Origin of the sequence: Arthrobacter sp. N199823 (genome assembly GCF_002929705.1) — a bacterium.
Classification (GTDB): Bacteria; Actinomycetota; Actinomycetes; order Actinomycetales; family Micrococcaceae; genus Specibacter.
In genome coordinates, this window is sequence record NZ_PJIN01000002.1 from 214,528 (window position 1) to 234,215 (window position 19,688).

Consider the following 19,688-nt stretch of genomic DNA (forward strand, 5'->3'; position numbering starts at 1 on the left):
CTCTATCTATGAGTGTCAGTCAAGCAGCCTTAGTTCAGCAGCTTTTCCTGATGCGCCACGAGCAAGGCTTCCTCGCGGGAGGCGACGCCGAGCTTCTTGTAAAGGCTGCGCAGCTGGGATTTGACGGTGTTGAGGCTGACAAAGTTGATGCGCGCGATCTCCGCCCGATCACCCGTTGTGGCAAGTGTTGCCAAGATAGTGGACTCGCGGCGAGTGAGCACGATGGACTCGAGCTTCACGGGGATGATTTCGGCAGGCAAGGTGGCCGAGTACGGGTAAGGAACATTCGCTTTCTCCATGGATGTGCGGAGTAAGTCCCTATCGTCGGCAGTCAGCATCACCAGCGGCCATTGGTTCTCCAAAGCCGTGATGGCACCAGAAATCATCTCGAGATCGGTGCGCAGTGATTCCTTGGGCAGCAAATGCAGACGTGCAACAGTGAGGAGCACCCGGGCCTCCACGGACTGCAGGGCCGTGGTGAAATTAATTTCAGGGCTCAAAAGCTCAGCAGTTTGCGCTGGAGAGCCCGTAGCAAGGCTGAAGCGGGCCTTGGCGATGATCACTGCGGGATTCTTTGCAGGGAGCTTGGCTAGGGCTGCACCGGCCCCTGAGGCGTTGCCTCCGGTCAGTAGCAGGTCCGCATGCAGGACCGACAAAGCTGCCGCATCCAAGGGGTTTAGGGCGGGCAGGTCGCTCCGCCTGCCCAGCACCACCGCGAGGCGTCCAGAAGCGATCCCGGCCTGTCCGCGAAGCAAGTCGATGTGGGCTTCGATGACACGCAGCCGGCCCCAGAATTCACTGGTTGCAGTCTCCGAGATGACATTCTTTAGGTGTGCTGCCGCAGCGTCAGGTCGCAGCCGGCCCAACTCGATCATTGCCAGCGCTATTGCCAGCGGCGTTTGCTGATACAACTCCATGATGGCAGCGCCAGAATATAGCTCCGAGGCCAGCTTCGCGAACATGGCAGCTGTATGAAGATCCCCGTCCACGGCATGCCTGTAGGCAAGCAAGGACATGGAAAAGTATTGCGCCTGTTGGGAGTCCACCAGCTCACCCGTGGCAACAGACTGTTGCAGGGCCTTTTCAGCAGCGCTGAAATCTCCCACCAGCAACAGGGTCAAGCCCCACTGGCCCAAGGCAATCGGCTCGAAGATTCGCAGCTTGTCACGGTCAGCCAAGGCCAGTTCGTTCAAGGTCTTCAACGCGGTGCGTGACGTGCCTGCCGCCAACTTGAATTGTCCTGTCATGCGCAGCGCCACGGCCCGGGCAAGGCCCATGGCTACACGTTCCTCCGGTGGCACTGACTTGCCCAGGAGCTGTGTGGCGGTCAGTGCCAGTGCAAAGTGTTCCAGGCCCTTGAAACGTGTACGTTGGTCACCGTTGTAAATAATCCCCAAGGCCACTGTCAGCAGTGGATACTTTGCTAGCTGGGTCTTGGGGATCCGGGGAAGTGTGCGTTGCAGAACCCGGGCGCTGTCGGCAAACAGGAGCAAACCGGACTCGATGAGGATATCCGTTCCCTGCCGGTAGTCCTTATTGGTCATGGCGTAGTCGAAAGCCGGCTCATGTTGCTTGCGGGCCAACTCAAAGGCCGCGGCCGTTTCCAGAGTCTGAGTCTTGCAGCTGGCAATCTCCGCCGTCATCTTGCGGGTGAGTGCATCCTTGATGATGGGCCTGTAGCAGTATTGGACGCCGAAGGATGTGTTGGCTGAGCTCAACAAGTTGTTTTCCAACAGCATCTGGATGCTTGGTGCTAAATCCTGGTTGGGGACAAGGGCTCGGACGAGTGTTTCGTCGAAATGGTTCAGGGGCAGGGTGACTGTGAGTAGCTGGGCCACGGCAGGAGCCAGGAGCTGACCACGCGCCGAGAGGCTTTCAATCAGCACCATGTCTGTCACACGGGCGATAATGTGCTCGGCAAGGCTCGCTGCCGGCGGTATGGGGTCCTGGGCTGCCAGCTGAGCAGTCCTATGAGTTACAGGGATGCCCTGGAAATGATCGTTCAGCTCGTCACTGATGACAGCGAGCGGGGTCCTTCATGAAACTGAGCTGCCTCTGCGGACGAGAAGGCGAGGTCATCGGCGTCGACCACATAAGCGTCAAGCCCGGAGGAAAACTGTACCTTTTCAATCTCCAAGACGGAACGTGTTTCCACTATCAAACTCAGCTCCGGTGTCCGGGCCAAAAGGCGGGCCAGGTCCCACTCAAAGTCGGCGCCTTGAACTGTGTGAAAGTTCGTCACGATCACCGTCAATGGTGCAGCTCCTGCCAAGGCTGCGGACATGGCTGAGGCTGGATCCTCTGAAGGGACTTCTGAAGGATCGACGGCGTGAGTGGACTTGGTGCCTCCCACGTTGGCATCACGGTCCTTTTGAGCCGAGCCCTGTTCCGCCAAGGCCAGCTGGAGCAGCTGCTGCCAGAAAACGTGGACTGTGGATTGCTCGTCATCGAGGATCAGCCAAGCGGGTTGCCGGCTGGTTTTTTCGGCCCATTGCTGGAGCGCGGTTGTCTTGCCATTCAGCCGGGGGGCCCGGACAATGCACAACGGGGCGTAGGCGCCGGTTTCTATGAGCTCAGTAACGCGGGGCCGGTCAATCGCCAGATGTGAATTGACCTGACGCGGATTTCGCAGGAGGTGCACATTTTTGCGCTGGAGTTTAGCCATGTCCATGCGCTGCACAACCCCTTTTCCCCATTGCTGATGCAGAATACCCTGTTGCCTGATTGTCGCGGGGGAGTCAGAGTTGCCCCGGTCAGTAAGACCTCAGGAGTATTAAACGAAACTCTATAAGTGTAAGGTGCCGGAGCGGTACTTGGTGTCCTCAAGTCGCGACCGGATGACCAGAAGACCCAGCACAAACAATTGAGTGGTGGGCCGGCACTGAAGCCAGACCACCACTCACCCCCAAAGTTTTGCGTACCGCATTGGGCAAACTTTGTTCACACATTCATTATTATGCCAGAAGCTAATGGAAAAGTGAACATTTGGGTTTACGACGACCCGGAACTTTACTCCTGGCGCGACAGCTGCGTACTACTTGCAACGGGGCGGCGGATGAAGGACAACCAGACAAGTACCAGACCCAGGGCGACAAGCAAGATCGCGGTGAAGTTCATGATGTCTACTGCCTGCCAGTTTGCCCATCGTGGAATTCGCAACGGCACGGTGGCACAGACCAACGAAAACCCAGCCAACAAGAAGAACGCTGCTGCCCGGTCTACGACGGGTCGTCGCGACAACGTCGCTTTCGCAGTTGCCACCACCACGCAGGCTGCGGCGTAGGTGGTATAGGCAACGCCGAACCATGAGTACGCCGCCACGGCTGACTGGTTGGTGAAGGCCACCAGTCCCGTACTTGAACCGTCTACGTCGGCGAGTACATAGCTGACGCAAAGTCCCAGTGAGGAAATCGCCAAAACAGCCACGCCCAAGGGCCCCCTGATGAGGGTTCGAGCCAAAGGGGAATGATAGGCGGCGGCAACCCTGGAAGTCAGCAGGAAAAAGACGCCAAAAATGCTGAGCCGCAACACGACATTGGCCAAGTTGATGCCCCCAAGCAAGGCGTCAACGGGCAGGTAAATTGCCGGCAGGCTCAGCGCGACGCTGACCGTCGCTAGGATGAATGCCCATGAAAGCCCGCGGTTGCGTCCTTTGAGCAGGGAAGGCACACGCCAGAGGCTGCAGGCTAGGCACACGATGAGTGCGCTCCATTGCAGAATTGACGTCATCCTAGGTTCTCCCAAACACTTTGCACCGCGGCATTATCTTCCTCTGAACGACGTAGGATGCGACTCAAAATGTCCAAACGATGGGACGCTAGTGAGACCAGAGAGCTGGTAGGCGTCCCGCGTAGTGCATTTTCCCGAGAACCCGGCACCCACCCCGCCTCGGTGGGGGACAAGAAACCGGTGGAAACCAGACCGTTGGCCAGTCCCACCTCGGCAATTCGGGCACTCGCAATGGCAAGTTCGGCGGTGAGCCGATTGGCGCTGATTTGGGCCGACAAATTTTGCGGGGCGATGGCTGCCTGCCGGGCAACTTTCACACGAAGATCCGAGCTGTCGACGGCATCGAGCCAGGCACGCACGGAGGATTTGTGGTGTCCCGGTGATAACTGCACGGGGAGGGGAGCGGTGAGGTTCTCCGCGGCCATATTGCGGTTCAAAATTTCCTGGAGCAGATCTGCATCTGAAATTTGGCTGAGCAGTTCGGCTTGGGTTGGTGGCTTCATCCCAGAGACGAGGTCCTCGAAGTGCGGGAATTGGCTCAGGGTTGCCACTACTGGCAGATCAAGGGAACGACTCACGGCAGCAACGGTAGCCAGCGACACCCGACCGCGCACCAATTGCTGAGCCAGGGTGGAGCGTTTGATCCCGGCGGCGCGACACACGGCCGCCTGCGTGGTGGCACCAGCAACGTTGCTGAGCCATTGCAGGAAGAATTTTGCCGGGACAGTCACGGCCGCTATCTTACGCCAAAGGTGATTGTGGCAGGGAAGCGCCCCACAGCGGGCACCGTTGCTTGCCTAGTCATCTTGCGAATCGACGATGCCACGGAAACGTGAGCCCACGCCGTCGTACTCGCTGCGCCGCCACCCAGCCTTCGGATCAGGCAGCTCGGAATTCTCATGGAAATCGCAAATCACGTAGGTGAATTCCGGCCACCACTTCTTGGGCCGGGCTACCTCGAGGAAGTCGCAGAGGTAGCAGCGCAGATCCACCCAGATGGGACGTTTGCCCGTGGCATTGGCGCGCGACTGGGCAAGCCAAGCAGGCGGGTTGGCGTCAAGGGCGGCAACCTCGGAAGCACTCATGCGCGAGGGGATGCCGTTGCGGGCAGCCATTTCCGGCGGAATGTTCAGGGCCTGGGCCACTTGCCGACGGTTCAGTGAGGAGTGCGAGGAAGAGTTGTTTGCCATGGTGTTATCAAGAATAGGGTGAAGCGTCCGTGCTGGCGATTCCTTGGGGCCCTTGTTAGTGCTGTGGGGGCCTTGTGGAGGGTGAGAGAGCAGCTCACTGAGGGTGAGAATGGCCACAATTTGAGGGCCTGTAGGAGAAGTTTTACAAGAAATTCGCCGCGAATACACCAAATTTGCACACCATCCCCTATGCTGTGGGAAAACATCAGGGAATTTAGAGCCCAAATCCGGCCTTGTAGGGCTAGTATGGGGCGCTGAAAGACCCCGCCAATACCACGAGCACTTCAGGAGTTTGAAAACCGCATGGCAACGGATTACGACGCACCCCGCAACAAGGACGAAGACCACGAGACAGAGTCGCTTCAGGCGCTCCAGGTTCAGCGTGGCGGTGCACAGACGGCACATATTGACGTCGAAGATTCAGACACGGCCGAAGGCATGGATCTGCCTGGCGCCGACCTCTCCAACGAAGAGTTGGTGGTTCAGGTCATTCCTGCACAGGATGACGAATTCACCTGTTCTTCCTGCTTCTTGGTTCGCCACCGCAGCCAGGTTGCCCGCGAAAAGAACGGCATGTTCTTCTGCAAGGACTGCGAAGGCTAAAGTACGCTCGCTATTGCGGCGCTTTTCAATGAAGCGCTGCGCTTAACGGCGGACTTTGAGGAAAGCTTGGTGCGGATCATGACCGAACGTGTGCAAGAACTGTTGGGTGCCTTCTCCGGCCCCGAAGCCAATGCCGCGGTGCTGCTCTGCGATCGGCATCCCGCTGGCGACATTGCTTTTACGGTCATTGACGCCAACCTTGAATCGGTGGACATCAGTTACGGCGAACTGCGGGAGAAATCCATGCGGTTCGCCGCTGCTTTGTCCTCGCTAGGCGTGCGGCCCGGGGATCACGTGGCCACGCTCATGGGCAAGTCGGCCGAATTAGTTGTTGCTTTGCTGGGCATCTGGCGTCTGGGCGCTGTGAACGTTCCGCTGTTTACGGCCTTCGCCCATGACGCCATTGAATTCCGCCTTCAGGCCAGCGGCTCACGGCTGATCATTTGCGATGCCGATCAGCGCCGCAAGCTGACCCCTCCCGGGGAGATTCCCACCGACGCCTCCCGCCCTGTCATTGTGGCCCGCGGGGATGCCTTCGGTTACGATCACTCGCTGGCCGAGATGGTCGCCGGGGCCGGGGCGTATTCCGGGCTTGCCCCGTTGACTGATACTTACGACGCCGGATCCGTCGCCGTAGGCGGTGCCGGCCCCCTGGTGCAGTTGTTCACCTCCGGAACCACAGGCTCACCCAAGGGCGTGCCCATCCCGCTGCGGGCCGTAGCCTCTTTTGTTGGGTACCTCGAATTTGGCTTGGACGTGCGCGACGCGGATGTCTTCTGGAACATGGCTGATCCGGGCTGGGCCTATGGACTCTACTTTGCGCTCCTGGCGCCCATGGCCGCCGGGCAGCGATCCCTGCTCCTCGCCGCTGGTTTTGACGCCTCCCTGGTCTGGGCAGTGATGGACAAATTTGGTGTCACTAACTTTGCTGCGGCGCCCACCGTGTACCGATCCTTGCGATCCGGATCCAAGGCCGGCCAAGGCCACACCCTCCGCAGGGCCTCCAGCGCCGGCGAGCCGCTGACCCCGGACGTCATCGAATGGGGACGCGAGGCGTTGGGTACTGAAGTCCGTGACCACTACGGCCAGACCGAGCATGGCATGATGGCCGGCAATGCGTGGGCCGATGGCCTCCGCGAACCGCTACGGCCAGGTTCAATGGGCCGGGCGCTGCCGGGTTGGAGCGTTGAAGTACTCTCCAACGAATCAGACACGCCAGCTGCGGACATGGAGTCCGGGCGCGTGGCCATCAAAGTGGCGGATAGCCCCTTCATGTGGTTCACCTCCTATGTTGCTGCGCCGGAGAAAACCGCTGAACGCTACACGGCCGACGGCGTTTGGTACATCACCGGGGACGCTGGCCGGCGCGACGCCGAGGGCTGCATTTATTTCTCCTCGCGCGATGACGATGTCATCATCATGGCTGGCTACCGCATTGGTCCCTTCGACGTGGAATCGGTGCTCGTGACGCATTCGGCCGTTTCTGAGGCAGCCGTCATTGGAACTCCCGACGAAATCCGTGGCGAGGTCCTGGAAGCCTTTGTGGTGTTGCACGAACTGGTGTCCGATCCTGATACTTTGGCCGTTGAACTGCAGCAGCTGGTCAAGACGAAATTTGCTGCCCACGCTTATCCTCGGCGCATTCACTTTGTGGCCGAACTTCCTAAAACCCCCAGCGGTAAGGTTCAGCGGTTCGTCTTGCGCCAGACCCGTGCAGCCATGACCGACCAGGCGTGACGGACAGGCCCATGACAATCTCGGGGAACAGGACAAGTTATGGAAAATAGCACCACAGTAGGTAATAAGGTCAACAATGAGGCGGGTCAGGCGGCTGAGGCTGCTGAGCAAACGCCGGCTGCTGAGCAGACGCCAGCTGCTGAGACACTGGTTGCGCAGAGCCAAATTGCTGAGAGCCAGGCCGTGACTGCTTCGTCCGACACTGCTCAGCCCGTTGCGGCCCAGACCGGTACTTCTAAGTCCATTACTGCTCCGCCTGCCCGACGGCGGGCCGCAGGAGCAGTTGGCAAGGGTCCGGCTATTGCTGCGGGCCTTGGAGTACTGGGCTTTGCCCTAGAAGTGGCCATGCTGGCTGCTTTTGTCTTCTGGGGATTCCGGCAGGAAAGCCCGTGGGACATGGTCTTGGGCATTGGTGTTCCTGCCATCGTGGTGGTCTTGTGGGGAGTATTCCTTGCACCCCGCAGCGAGCGACGCCTCAAGCCTGCCGCGGTCCTTTACGTTTCCACGGCGCTCTTCTTGCTGGCGGCCCTGGCCCTGTTTGGTGCCCAGGCCGTGGTCCTGGGCACCCTGATGGCCGTATTCTCCATAGGGAATTTTGTTGCCTCAGGATATCTGGCCCGGCAGGGCCGCTGAGTAACACTGATGCCCTGACGCGCAGGCCTGACGCGCAGGCCTGACGCGCAGGCCTGAGGCTGAGAGGCTGAAGTTATTGTGCCGAGTGGGGGCTCATAAGCGAGCCGCCGGTGAGTTCCTGCACTGTACAGTCTGCGTGTCTGCCTACGGAGGCCAGCCACAGCGAGGCCGCAACTTCATCACCCAAAGTCTGGGGGCCGGCGTCGTTCTCTGAGAGATCCAAACGCACCTGCAAACCGGCACCGAAGCGCGGCCTGCCCACCACCGTGAGTTGGGTATCGAGCCCGATGCCCAGAGACTCAAGGTGGCGCAGGAGCTCGGGATCGTGATCGCTGATGCGGCTAATGCGACCGGTATGTCCGGGATCCAGCTCATCGAGGCGGTGTGAGGGGGCCATGGTGATGTTGCCGTGGGCGTCGGGAATGGGATCGCCGTGGGGGTCGCGCACAGGATGACCGAGTTTGGCGCTCATGCGCTCGATGAAGTGATCGGAGACGGCGTGTTCGAGTTGCTCGGCCTCGTCATGAACCTCGTCCCAGGTATAGCCCAGCTCCTGGACCAAATACGTTTCCAAAAGCCTGTGCCGGCGAACCATGGACAGTGCCAAGGAGAGGCCCTCTGCGGTCAAGTGGATGGGGCTGTAAGGCTCATGATCAACCAGACCCAGATCCTTGAGCTTTCGCACCATTTCCGACACCGATGAGTTGGCAACGCCGAGCCGGGTAGCCAGCACCGAGGAGGTGATGGGCTTGTCCTGCCATTCGGTGAAGGCATAAATGACCTTGACGTAGTCTTCAATGCTGGAAGAAGTGGCAGTTTGTTTCACGTCCTCCAGCCTACCCGCTAGGCCTGCCCGGTGAATGTCAGCCACAGGAGGAGGGCGTTCAGGGCAACGATGAGGATCACGCTGATCAACGCGGCCACGCGGAGCGGGACACCGTCGCGGTGTACACCCATGATTTTCCTGCTGGCGGTCAGCCGCAGGAGCGGTATGAGTGCGAAGGGGATACCGAAACTCAGGACGATCTGGCTAACAATCAGCGCCCATGTGGGGTCCACGCCCACTGAGAGCAGGATAATGGCCGGAATCAAGCTGATCACCCGGCGGGTCAGCAACGGAATGCGCACCTTGAGTAGCCCGTTCATGATGGTCGCTCCGGCGTAAGCGCCCACCGAGGTGGAGGCCAGGCCTGAGGCCAGCAGACCCACGGCAAAAACCACGCCAATGACCGGGCCCAGACTGTCTACCACGGCCGCATGGGCGCCTTCAATGCTGTCTGTTCCGGAGACCCCGTTCAGGGTTGATGCCGCCAGCAGCAGCATGCCGATATTGACGGCACCGGCCAGAATCAAGGCCAGCACCACATCAATGCGAGTGGCTTTGATGATTCGTTTGAGCTTTTCCGGGGTGCTCCGGGCGTCGGGGTGGCGGTCATTGGCCAATTGGGAGTGGAGGTAGATGGCATGCGGCATGACGGTGGCGCCCAGCATCCCCGCGGCCAGCAGGATGCTGTTGGCGCCGTCGAAGCGGGGGATCAGCCCGCCAGCAACTCCGGCGGGATCGGGCGGGCTGAGCACCAGACCCGCTAGGAATCCGATGGTGATGATGACCAGCAGGAAAATGATGACGGATTCAAAGTGACGTTGACCGCGCCTATTTTGCACACTGAGCAAGGCCATGGAGGCAATGCCCACGATCAGTCCACCGAGCGGCAGCGGGATGTTAAACAGCAAGTACAGAGCGATGGCGCCGCCCACCACTTCGGCCAGATCGGTGGCCATTGCCACGAGTTCAGCCTGCAGCCAGTACAAGCGGCGGTGCGTGGTGGAGTAGCGCTCGCCCAAATGCTGCGGGAGTGATTTGCCAGTCACGACGCCCAGCTTGGCAGACTGATATTGCACCAGCATGGCCATGACGTTGGCTGCCACCAAGACCCAGACCAGCAGGTATCCGTAGCTGGCGCCGGAGGTGAGGTTGGCGGCGACATTGCCGGGATCCACATAGGCAATGGCGGCCACGAAGGCCGGACCGAGCAGCAGTAAGAAGCCGCCGCGTGGTTGGCGGCCCGCCTTGACCTTGGCTGTATCGAGCAAAACCCCACCTTTCGTTGTACCTAAAGCAAATATTTAGGCTTACCGAAATCATAGGGGCACGGTGGAACATTGTCGAGTGCAGTTGCACCACGTAGCGGCGCCACTAACGTTTAGTGGCCCGCCATGTTTGGGAGGTGTAAGGCAATTCCAGCGCTTCGCCGGATGTGTGGCCCAGGTGCTCAAAGAGGTACCACCGCAGATTGTTCATGACCTTGTCCCGCACCTGCTCATTGGCCTTCAAGTAGTAGCTGCGTGACTTGGTCAGCTCCATGATGCCCTCCGGCGTCAATTGCTGTACCCAGTGCGTTTCCTGGGCTTCTGCTGCGGTGAACTCGGGGCCAATGGCGGGGCGAAAATCCGGCTTGTGGACATCACCAGCATGCATGATTCGTGCCAATCGATGGACCCAGGGAAGTCCGACGTCGAGCTGGTTCCAAACCAGCCCCAGCACACCGCCGGGACGCAGAACGCGGGCGATCTCGGTGCTGGCGGCGAGTGGCTCGCACCAATGCCACGCTTGTGCAACCACCGCCAGGTCCATGCATTCCGCCGACAACTCGAGCTTTTCCGCGGTGCCCACCATGGTGGTTGCCTCCGGGATGTCTGCGGCAAGTTGGGCCAGCATGTCAGCTGACGGGTCCACGGCAGTAATATTCCACTGGCGCTGTGCCAAGAGCTGGGTGTATTTACCGGTACCAGCGCCAATATCCAGAGCGTCGTGGACCGGGCGGGGACTAGAATCCTCGAGCCAACTCAGCGACTCCTGCGGGTAGCCGGGGCGTACCTTGTGGTAATGGTCCCCGCCCACGAGGAAGGCCGTGGCCATGTGTTGGCGCCGCTGCGCGTCAAAGACCGGACCGCCGGTGCCTGCCATGGTGCTCCTGAAGATTGTCCCAATAATGCGGTTCAACCTTACCGCCCTGTGGCCCTCGCACGCGCGTTCCTGTGGCCCTCGCACGCCTCTCCGCGAAAGGTGAGTAGTTGCCAATGTTCGGCCGGAACATTAGCAACTACTCACCTTTCGCGGAGGAACGGGGCAATTTCGCGGAGCTAGGGGGAGGTGTGATGCGGGGGATGGGTGGCTTACTCCGTGGTGCAGGGGGCTGCGCCAGCGGTACCTGGGGTGTTCGGTGCCCAGGTCGGGTAGCTGCGAATATCATTCACGGGGACCCAGCGGCCAGCATCTACGACGTAATCCCAGCCCAGACCGTCGCGCAACAACGCCTGAACACCAGCAATCAAGCGCCGGGCGTCTTCCAACTGAGACCCCACGCCAAAGCTCGCCCGCAGTGACCCGGCCGGCAAACCCAGACGGTTCAGTAGCGGATGGGCGCAGAATTTGCCGTCACGAACCCCAACGCCATGTTCTGCTGAGAGATAGGCGGCGACCAATCCGGCGTCGTACCCGGTGACTGAGAAATTCACCACGCCAATGGTGCCGCATTCCGGATGAGTCTCCGCGTCCTCGAACAGCGAGTGGACCGTGACGCCGTCGAGCTCGTTGAGCCCGGATACGAGATGGGCCCGCAAGCTCTGCTCATGGTTGTGCCAGTCGTCGGCGTCCAACGCGGACAGGACCGTGGCTGCCTTAGCCAGGGTCGCGGCACCCAGCACATTGGGGGTGCCACCTTCGTGACGGGCAGGCCCCTGGGCCCAGATGATTGACTCGAGCCGGACATCCTTCACGGCCCCGCCGCCGGCAAGGTGCGGGTGACCGGCGTCGAGCCAGTCGGAGCGTCCCACCAGAACGCCCGCGCCGAAAGGAGCGTACAACTTGTGTCCGGAGAAGGCCACGTAGTCAATGCCGGTTTCGGCCAAGTTGATGCGGCGGTGGGGAGCCAGCTGGGCGGCATCAACCACGATCCGGGCGCCATAGCGATGCGCAAGAGCAGCCAACTCCGCCACGGGGAGCACCTCGCCAGTGACATTGGAGGCGCCCGTGACGGCCAGCAGCAGCACGTTCCCGGCGCGGAGCTGCGTCTCCACACGGGAGAGCGTGGAGGCGATGGAGCTGGCGGCCACCACGGACCGGTGGGGGAGTGCCTGCCAGGGCAGCAGGTTCGCGTGGTGCTCAATGTCCAAATACAGCACCTCGCCGTGGACGTTGGAACGGCCCTCGGCGTAGCCGCGCTGCTTCAGGAGCGACTCCACGCAGCCAGCCAGCAAGTTCAGCGAATCAGTGGTGTTACGAGTGAAAATAACCGTGTCATCGTCGCGGGCTCCGACAAAGCTGGCAACGATCTTCCGCGCATTTTCATAGACCGAGGTGCTGACCTGCGAGGCGAATCCGGCCCCGCGGTGCACGCTCGCGTAGTACGGCAGGACCTCGTTCAGATGGGCGGCCACCTCATCTACGGCCGGGGCGGAGGCTGCGTAGTCCAGGTTGGCGTACCGCACATGCCCGCCCTGAATCAGCGGAGCGGCTAGCTCCTGGCCCACAACGGGCAAAAGGGGTGCATCGGCAAGTTGGAGATGGTCCAAAACGGCAGTGCTCATGAGAAATTCCTTTGACACCAAAGGACCTTTTGGGGGTGCCAAGAAGTCCGCGCTTGCCATGACCGAAACAGGTCTGGCCAGGTCGTCACCCGGGGCACCCCGCCGCGAAAGGAGGGTTGCCGGCCAGCAAACCGGGGTTTAGCGCTGGCACTCGTGACCTATGCCCAAAAGAGTAGCCCATGATTTTTGTTGGTGCATCTATTACGTTTCGTTTCGCAAACCTTGGTGAGCACCGCCGCAGGGGAAACAAAGAACGACGGCGGGAGGCCGCCGTCGTTCTTAACTCATCTGTGTTATTTGGGTGGGCCCGCGCTTTCCTGGCACGTGGGCCCACAACTCCGAAGGGCCCGCTATGTGGATCGCTAGCGATCTATAACCGGTGGGTGGGCCCACAGCCGCGAGGGACCCGCGGCGAGCTTGCGAGCGGTGGGAGCGGCTGGGGATTAGCCCAGTAGGTCATCCCAATTCGGGTTCAGGCGCTGCAAAACTTCCGTGTGCAAGATGGAGTTGGTGGCTAGCGCATTTCCGCCGAACGGGCCTTCGGCGCCTTCGAGGGAGGTGAAGCGGCCTCCGGCTTCCTGCACGATCGGGACCAGGGCGGCCATGTCATAGAGGTTCAGTTCGGGCTCGCAGGCGATGTCAACGCTGCCCTCGGCAACCATGCAGTAGGACCAGAAATCGCCATAGGCGCGGGTGCGCCAGACATCGTCCGTCAGGGAGAGGAACTCCTCGCGATTGCCACGTTCCTGCCAACCGGTCAGCGATGAATAGGACAGCGAGGCGTCCTTGAGTTCGGCGACGTTGGAGACGCGGATCCGGGTGGCGGCAGCGAGCGATTTGCCCATGTAGGCGCCCGTTCCCTGCGCCGCCCACCAGCGCTTGCCCAGAGCGGGTGCACTGACCAGCCCCACCACGGGGACGCCGTCGTCAACGAGTGCGATCAACGTGGCCCACACCGGCACGCCGCGGACAAAGTTCTTGGTCCCATCAATGGGGTCGATGATCCAGCGCCGGGATCCATGGCCGCTGCTGCCGAACTCCTCGCCCAGCACCGCATCGCGCGGGCGAACCCGAGCCAGCTGGCTGCGGATGGACTCCTCGGCGGCCTTGTCGGCATCGGTGACTGGTGTCAGATCCGGCTTGGTCTCAACGGTCAAATCCAAGGCCTTGAAACGGGACATGGTCAGTGAATCCACGCTGTCAGCCAGAACATGGGCCAGGCGGAGGTCATCGTTGTACGTCTGGGGTGGGGTCGTCATATGTTCACGCTATCGCGATTTCGCTCCAACAGCGCTCAGCGCCACTTTCGTGAACTTATGTGCAGCGCTGACCGCGTGTGCTGCGTATAAGTTTGTGAGCCGAAAGTTATACGCGGGACTCGCAGTATGTGGCGAGCATAAAGACCTATGCGCGGAACCCGGGGCGAGTTGTGCGCATAGTGCACACGACCCGAACGTCATGCGGACGGCCGGCAGGAGCAAGGCCAGGCTGGTGCCTTACTCGATGATGCCCAGTTCCTTCTCGGCGGCACGGCCCTCCGTGCGGTCGCTGGTGCCGAGGAGGCGGCGCAACGAAGCAAGGCGGGCCGGTCCGGCGTCGCCCGCGTACCCAGCGGCCACGTAAGGATCCAAGCAGCAGTTGACCGCGGCACTGTCATGCTTGCAACCACGTTCGCAGTCCTCGGTGCCGGGCTGCAGATCAGGGAAGGCTTGCAAGATCCGGTCGGGGTCCACATGGGCCAGACCGAAGGAGCGGATACCCGGGGTGTCAATGATCCACGAGCCAGGCTGGGCGTCCTGCAGCTTCAGCGCCAGCGCCGATGAGGAGGTGTGGCGGCCGCGGCCAGTTACGGCATTGACGCCACCGGTGGCACGCTGCGAGCCGGTCAGGGCGTTGACCATGGTGGACTTGCCCACGCCGGAGTGGCCCACCAGGACGCTGACCTTGCCGTCCAGATAGCCATGGAGCTGTTCCACGGCGCCGCCAGCTAGGAGAGCGGAATCGCCGTCGTCGCTGCGCGCATCAATACCGGAGGCGCCATCCGCGGCCGTGCGGCTGATGATGACGGTCATATCTAGGTGCTCGTAGTTGGCCAACAGCTCCGACGGGTCCTTGATATCGGTTTTGGTGATGAGCAGCAAAGGCGCGATCCCGGAGTCATAGGCGGCTACGAGGGCGCGGTCAATGAAGCCGGTACGAGGTTCCGGATTGGCGGCCGCCACCACAATGACCAGCTGGTCTGCGTTGGCGACCACTGCCCGTTCCACAGGATCGGTGTCGTCGGCGCTTCGCCGCAAAAGCGTGCGGCGTTCCTCCACCCGCACCAGCCGGGCCAGGGAATCAGGCTTGCCGGAGGTATCTCCCACGAGCGCCACGAAGTCACCGGCCACCACTGGATTGCGGCGCAGTTCCCTGGCCCGGGCGGCAATCAGTAGGCGCTGCGTGGGCTGATCCTCGTCCACAATTGCGGTGTAGCGGCCGCGGTCCACCGTGATGATGCGGCCAATCACGGCGTCCTCGTGAGCCGGCCGGTCCTTGGTGCGCGGACGGCTGCCCTTCTTGTTGGCCCGCACGCGTACGTCTGATTCGTCCCAGTTGCTGTAATCCCGAGCCATGTTCTACGCCTCTGCTTCAACCGCCGAAGTGTGATCCTCCCCGGAGGATGGCTCGGCCGTTTGAGCCACCATGTGTGCCCACATGGCCGGGAAGTCCGGCATGGTCTTTGCCGTGGTGGCAATGTTTTCCACTTCGACGCCGGGCACAGCCAGTCCAATGATGGCGCCGGCCGTGGCCATGCGGTGGTCGTGGTAACTGTGGAACACTCCAGCGTGCAGGGGAGCGGGGTTGATGATCAGCCCGTCCTCGGTCTCCTCGGCGTTGCCGCCCAGGGCATTGATCTCGGCGACCAGCGCGGCTAGGCGGTCCGTCTCATGGCCCCGCAAGTGCGAGATTCCACGAAGGCGCGACGGCGTTGACGCCAACGCGCAGATAGCCGCCGTAGATGGTGCCAATTCAGAAGTATCGGAAATATCCACGCCCAAGATCTCAGCACCGCCGGTCACGGTCAGCACACCATCCTCCAGCGTCACGGTGGCACCGAACTGGGGAAGGATCTCGCGCCATTTATCGCCCACCTGAGTGGTGTTGGTGGGCCAGTTGGGGATGCGCACAGTGCCCCGAGTGGCCAACGCAGCAGCCAGGAACGGGCCCGCATTGGACAAATCCTGTTCAAGGGAAACATCAAAGCCAGCCAGCGCAGCGGGCTCCACAATCCAATGCTTGGGGGTGGCATCATCCACGGAAACGCCCATGGAACGCAGAATTTCCACGGTCATGGAAATGTGATCAACGCTGGGTACCGACTCGCCAATGTGCTCCAGGTGCAGAGGTGTGTTAAAACGAACGGCGACCAGCAGAATGGCGGAAATGAACTGCGAGGACGCGCCGGCATCAATTTGCACATGCCCACCGTTCACGCCACCGGTGCCGTGGACGGTGAACGGCAAGAAGCCATCCTCGCCGTCCTCGATACGCACCCCAAGCCCTGCCAAGCCAGCCACAATGGGAGCCATGGGACGCACCAAAGCTCCAGGGTCGCCGTCGAACCTCACAGCGCCGGAAATCAGCGCGGCCAGCGGCGGCACAAACCGCATGACGGTGCCGGCCAAGCCGCAGTCCACCACGATGCCCTCGCTGGGCGCCGTGAAGTCAGCAGGGATAGGCGTGACCAGCAAATCCGGGACGTTCCCGCTACCGGGAATCTCGGTGATGCCGGCTCCCAGAGCGCGCAGGGCCCCGATCATGAGGTCGGAATCGCGGGATTGCAACGGCGCACGCAGCCGGGATTCGCCCGTGGCGATGGCTGCGAGCACAAGATACCTATTGGTCAGCGATTTGGACGCCGGAATGGTGACGGTGGCATCCAAGGGTGTTGCGGAAAACGGTGCGGGCCAATGGGCGCTGGTCATGAATTCTTACTGTCCTGTCACATCGTGGGCAAGGGCGCGGACCTGCTTGTCCGCATTCTTCAATTGGGTCTTGGCACTCTTTTTGCCGCTCGCGAGCAGCTTCTCGGTACGCCATGCCAGGCCCGGGCGCCCAGCAGTGTCAACACTGGCCAGCAGCGCCCCGCCAATCAGACCAATGTTCTTGGTCAGCTGGTTACGGCGGTGGGAGCGGTTCTCCTTGGTGTCGGTGTTCGCGTTGCGGTACTCCACCACTGTGGTCAGTCCTGCGGTCAGCGCAAGCACGACGGCGGCGGGCCGGGAGAACTTGCCGGCAGCCAGCAGCACGCCGGCCCCAACCTGGGCGCCGGCCAGCACGCGGGCGAGGGTTTTCTCGCTGGCTTCTACGGGCAGGGCGGCGCTAATGGGACGCAGAACCGCAGACAGCTGCGCTGCTGTCGCATCGGCGTGACGCAACCGGTCTACGCCGGCAAAAATGAATGATGACGCCAGCATAGGGCGGGCAAGGGCGCGAACAATGGTCAAGGAGGCCTCCTCATAGTGGTGCGTTCAGCCCTCCAGGGGCGGCCAGGGCCGGACCTCGGAAGGCACATGCTGTGTACAAGTCTCCCACGACTGATACAGCCGATGCGCTCATTGCGGAATATCCCACGCCGTTACCCGGTTTACATCTTTAGCGGCGGGTCGTTCAAAGGGCGCCAAATGCGAGAGAACTCATGATGGGAAAGGCGGCAATGCAGACACTCAGTCCTGTGGTGGCTCAGGCGAGCGACGTGAAGCTTACTGTGCGCATAGACTCGTCAGTAATGAACACTTCCGAGCCTGAGCAAACCGTCAGCACCCAATCTGCCACCACCTCTGAGGTAGTGAGCACGGACGTTGCTGATGTTGATGTTGCCAATGAGACCACGCAAGCACGGCGCGCGCGTTTTGAGCGTGATGCCATGGTGTACGTTGACCAGCTGTATTCGGCCGCCATGCGTATGGCGAGGAATCCTTCCGACGCCGAAGATCTGGTGCAAGAGGCCTATACCAAGGCTTTTTCAGCGTTCCACCAGTACAAGCCGGGTACCAACCTGAAGGCTTGGCTGTACCGGATCCTGACCAACACGTATATCAATCTGTACCGCAAGCGTCAGCGCGAGCCCCTGCAGTCCAATGCGGACAGCGTCGAGGACTGGCAGCTGGCACGGGCGGAATCACACACGTCCAAGGGCTTGCGTTCGGCTGAAGCCGATGCCCTGGACCACCTGCCGGATTCAGATGTCAAGAATGCGCTGCAGGCCATCCCGGAGGAATTCCGGCTGGCCGTGTACTTCGCCGACGTCGAGGGATTTGCTTACAAGGAAATCTCAGAAATCATGAACACCCCCATTGGCACCGTGATGTCGCGGCTGCACCGGGGACGAAAACTATTGCGTGACATGTTGGCTGACTATGCCGTGGAACGCGGATACCTCAAGGAAGCCGACCAACTAACTGAGACGGAGAAATGACAATGGGCGACTGCCAGAGCCTGGGCGATTGCGACGATCAACGCATCGTACGAATCTATGAATACTTGGACGGTTCGCTGTCCCGCGAGGACCTCGGCGAAATCAAGGCCCACCTTGATGGCTGCGCCGATTGCTCCCACGAGTATGACCTCGAATGCGTCATTCGCTCCGTGGTGAAGCGTTCCTGCAAGGAAGCTGCCCCGGAGACCCTCAAGGAAGCCATCCTGGCACGCTTACACGAAGGCCGCCCCGCAGCCGTTTAGTCCTCTGCTGTTTAGTCCGCGGCTGGCAACTGCTCTGGGCGCTGTGCTTCAGCTGTCAGCGCCTCCGTTCGCAGCGAGATGGTGCTGTACTGGCTGGCCGGTCTTCCCGTCACGCGCCGGTTAATTGATCCTGCAATCTGGTGGGCCTGAACTTTCGCCATCTCGGCTTTCTCGCCGGCGAACAGCTCATCCACCGTGCGCGTCCACAGCTGCAGCCACCGGTTGAAATGCTCCAGCGTCAGTGGCTCCTTGGCGTGGATATCGAAGTGGATTTTCAGCGCATTCCTCTTGTACAGGCCCGCCTTGAAGAGCACCGTCTGCCAAAAATCCGCCATGATGGGCAGGTGGGCGGCCAAGTCCATATGCACCACGTCGGTGAAGATATGCCCGATCAGATCGTCGTGGAACGCCTTGGTGTAAAACGTCTCCACGAGGGTCAGGATGTCCTGCCGGGTGGCGATGTCGGGCAATAGCTGCTCTTGTGGGACGGTCTGTTCCGCCCCTGTTTCACTCTCTATCCGTGTGCTCACCCTTGGCGTGTAGGCGTGAAGGTTCGACGCCGTTCTGCCGGAGTTGCGTGCCGAGAGGTCCATACGGCTACGCTGCCACAGCGAGAACAATAAGAATGCCAGCGATGGGCAAGGTAACCACCTTCAGTGCCTCGGAAGCGATGTACGCAATGTGGGTGGCCGTAGCCACCTTGGCCCGCACCGCAGTGTTGCCGGCCGGTCGTAGGGCCGTTTCTGACAAGGCCCTGGTCCGTTTGGCCATGGCCGGGCGAAGAATGACTGTTTGCACGGCTAGCGCCAGGATGGCGAGTGCCAGGAGGACGCCGATGGGCACCGTCACCAGGTCTTGTCGCTGCGTCCAAGCGCCCACGATCAAAACCACTATGGCAGCTTCCACCAAGTTCAGTGCTTTGAAGACCAGCCTGCCAATGCCCACTCCCAAGGCGTGGGTCATGCCGGGTGCTTTGAATTTCAGGGGAGTCTCGATGAATGAGATGGCGGTGATCATGCCAAACCAGACAAACGGCAGCATGGTGAGAAGGACGAGGGCAAACATGTGAGGCTTTCTTGCGAGGGCGGGAGACGTTGTGTTTCCACCCTATCTTTAAAACACTATTTTCCGTGTTTAATGCCGATAGGGCCGCTAGGAGCGCTTCAGTATCTGGCGGCTGGAGGGAACGGGCATGCAAAAGCCCGTCCTGCCATGGTGGCGGAACGGGCTTTTACTTTGATACGTCAAGACTTACGTGTTGGGACGCTTACCGTGGTTAGCGCCGCCCTTCTTACGATCCCGACGCTTACGTGAACGCTTCGACATAGCTGCCTCCAATCATTAAAATTGAGATCTCTAAAAACGATCCTCATATAGTTTCGCATAGGTGGCACATGCGCACCTAACTGGACACCCAAAGGGCCTGCCGACGGTGCTTTTTAGGCCCGTTCAGTTCTCGAGTGTCCACTTAATGTACGGGTG

At 60.8% G+C, this 19,688-nt stretch carries 21 protein-coding genes and 1 riboswitch; of the genes, 5 read left to right on the forward strand and 16 right to left on the reverse strand.

The window, feature by feature from the left end; all coding sequences use genetic code 11:
- Positions 1–29 precede the first annotated feature (29 nt).
- The 5 genes from CXQ93_RS21040 to CXQ93_RS04910 form a co-directional block, all read right to left on the reverse strand.
- Positions 30–1,889 carry a LuxR C-terminal-related transcriptional regulator gene (locus CXQ93_RS21040; RefSeq protein ID WP_104109365.1) on the reverse strand — a complete coding sequence of 620 codons (1,860 nt, stop codon included), beginning with the start codon at positions 1,887–1,889 and terminating at the stop codon, positions 30–32.
- A 113-nt stretch (positions 1,890–2,002) separates the two neighbouring features.
- Positions 2,003–2,671 (reverse strand): hypothetical protein, encoded by a 669-nt coding sequence (locus CXQ93_RS04895; protein ID WP_104109366.1) that lies wholly within the window; start codon positions 2,669–2,671, stop codon positions 2,003–2,005.
- A gap of 338 nt (positions 2,672–3,009) precedes the next feature.
- The gene (locus CXQ93_RS04900) at positions 3,010–3,729 is read right to left on the reverse strand and encodes a hypothetical protein (protein ID WP_104109367.1); all 720 of its coding nucleotides are present in this window, start codon (positions 3,727–3,729) and stop codon (positions 3,010–3,012) included.
- Complete coding sequence (locus CXQ93_RS04905; protein WP_104109368.1) at positions 3,726–4,460, reverse strand: hypothetical protein; 735 nt, start codon at positions 4,458–4,460, stop codon at positions 3,726–3,728. Before CXQ93_RS04905 ends, CXQ93_RS04900 begins: the two co-directional genes overlap by 4 nt.
- 66 nt (positions 4,461–4,526) lie before the next feature.
- Positions 4,527–4,919 carry a hypothetical protein gene (locus CXQ93_RS04910; RefSeq protein ID WP_104109369.1) on the reverse strand — a complete coding sequence of 131 codons (393 nt, stop codon included), beginning with the start codon at positions 4,917–4,919 and terminating at the stop codon, positions 4,527–4,529.
- A 303-nt stretch (positions 4,920–5,222) separates the two neighbouring features.
- On the opposite strand from CXQ93_RS04910, the gene CXQ93_RS04915 reads away from it, so the two are divergent.
- The 3 genes from CXQ93_RS04915 (at position 5,223) to CXQ93_RS04925 (ending at position 7,892) form a co-directional block, all read left to right on the forward strand.
- Complete coding sequence (locus CXQ93_RS04915) at positions 5,223–5,522, forward strand: DUF4193 domain-containing protein (protein ID WP_062287035.1); 300 nt, start codon at positions 5,223–5,225, stop codon at positions 5,520–5,522.
- Between the two features lie 78 nt (positions 5,523–5,600).
- Positions 5,601–7,259, forward strand: coding sequence for an AMP-binding protein (locus CXQ93_RS04920; protein ID WP_104109729.1), 1,659 nt, complete (start codon positions 5,601–5,603; stop codon positions 7,257–7,259).
- 39 nt (positions 7,260–7,298) lie between these two features.
- Positions 7,299–7,892, forward strand: a complete 594-nt coding sequence (locus tag CXQ93_RS04925; protein ID WP_104109370.1) for a YrdB family protein — start codon at positions 7,299–7,301, stop codon at positions 7,890–7,892.
- Positions 7,893–7,965: 73 nt separating this feature from the next.
- On the opposite strand, the gene CXQ93_RS04930 is transcribed toward CXQ93_RS04925, so the two are convergent.
- The 8 genes from CXQ93_RS04930 to CXQ93_RS04965 form a co-directional block, all read right to left on the reverse strand.
- Positions 7,966–8,718, reverse strand: coding sequence for a metal-dependent transcriptional regulator (locus CXQ93_RS04930; protein ID WP_104109371.1), 753 nt, complete (start codon positions 8,716–8,718; stop codon positions 7,966–7,968).
- A 17-nt stretch (positions 8,719–8,735) separates the two neighbouring features.
- Positions 8,736–9,986: an Nramp family divalent metal transporter gene (locus CXQ93_RS04935; RefSeq protein ID WP_104109372.1), complete on the reverse strand. Its 1,251-nt coding sequence runs from the start codon at positions 9,984–9,986 to the stop codon at positions 8,736–8,738.
- 103 nt (positions 9,987–10,089) lie between these two features.
- Positions 10,090–10,860: a class I SAM-dependent methyltransferase gene (locus tag CXQ93_RS04940; RefSeq protein WP_104109373.1), complete on the reverse strand. Its 771-nt coding sequence runs from the start codon at positions 10,858–10,860 to the stop codon at positions 10,090–10,092.
- 209 nt (positions 10,861–11,069) lie between these two features.
- Complete coding sequence (locus tag CXQ93_RS04945) at positions 11,070–12,482, reverse strand: aminotransferase class V-fold PLP-dependent enzyme (protein ID WP_104109374.1); 1,413 nt, start codon at positions 12,480–12,482, stop codon at positions 11,070–11,072.
- A gap of 44 nt (positions 12,483–12,526) precedes the next feature.
- Positions 12,527–12,641, reverse strand: a riboswitch (SAM riboswitch).
- Positions 12,642–12,925: 284 nt separating this feature from the next.
- Positions 12,926–13,741, reverse strand: a complete 816-nt coding sequence (gene hisN, locus CXQ93_RS04950) for a histidinol-phosphatase (RefSeq protein WP_104109375.1) — start codon at positions 13,739–13,741, stop codon at positions 12,926–12,928.
- Between the two features lie 237 nt (positions 13,742–13,978).
- Positions 13,979–15,097, reverse strand: coding sequence for a ribosome small subunit-dependent GTPase A (gene rsgA / locus CXQ93_RS04955; protein ID WP_104109376.1), 1,119 nt, complete (start codon positions 15,095–15,097; stop codon positions 13,979–13,981).
- Positions 15,098–15,100: 3 nt separating this feature from the next.
- The gene (aroA, locus tag CXQ93_RS04960) at positions 15,101–16,450 is read right to left on the reverse strand and encodes a 3-phosphoshikimate 1-carboxyvinyltransferase (RefSeq protein ID WP_104109377.1); all 1,350 of its coding nucleotides are present in this window, start codon (positions 16,448–16,450) and stop codon (positions 15,101–15,103) included.
- A 6-nt stretch (positions 16,451–16,456) separates the two neighbouring features.
- On the reverse strand, positions 16,457–16,972 hold the full coding sequence (locus tag CXQ93_RS04965; protein WP_104109378.1) for a DoxX family protein: 516 nt from the start codon (positions 16,970–16,972) through the stop codon (positions 16,457–16,459).
- 281 nt (positions 16,973–17,253) lie between these two features.
- On the opposite strand from CXQ93_RS04965, the gene CXQ93_RS04970 reads away from it, so the two are divergent.
- Positions 17,254–17,943, forward strand: a complete 690-nt coding sequence (locus CXQ93_RS04970) for a sigma-70 family RNA polymerase sigma factor (protein ID WP_374953387.1) — start codon at positions 17,254–17,256, stop codon at positions 17,941–17,943.
- Between the two features lie 2 nt (positions 17,944–17,945).
- Complete coding sequence (gene rsrA, locus CXQ93_RS04975; protein WP_062287052.1) at positions 17,946–18,206, forward strand: mycothiol system anti-sigma-R factor; 261 nt, start codon at positions 17,946–17,948, stop codon at positions 18,204–18,206.
- 11 nt (positions 18,207–18,217) lie between these two features.
- On the opposite strand, the gene CXQ93_RS04980 is transcribed toward rsrA, so the two are convergent.
- From CXQ93_RS04980 to CXQ93_RS21345, 3 genes are all read right to left on the reverse strand, one after another.
- Positions 18,218–18,799 carry a group III truncated hemoglobin gene (locus CXQ93_RS04980; RefSeq protein ID WP_219817328.1) on the reverse strand — a complete coding sequence of 194 codons (582 nt, stop codon included), beginning with the start codon at positions 18,797–18,799 and terminating at the stop codon, positions 18,218–18,220.
- A gap of 4 nt (positions 18,800–18,803) precedes the next feature.
- Positions 18,804–19,271, reverse strand: coding sequence for a hypothetical protein (locus CXQ93_RS04985; protein ID WP_104109379.1), 468 nt, complete (start codon positions 19,269–19,271; stop codon positions 18,804–18,806).
- 186 nt (positions 19,272–19,457) lie between these two features.
- On the reverse strand, positions 19,458–19,532 hold the full coding sequence (locus tag CXQ93_RS21345; protein ID WP_370739471.1) for a 50S ribosomal protein bL37: 75 nt from the start codon (positions 19,530–19,532) through the stop codon (positions 19,458–19,460).
- Positions 19,533–19,688 lie beyond the last annotated feature (156 nt).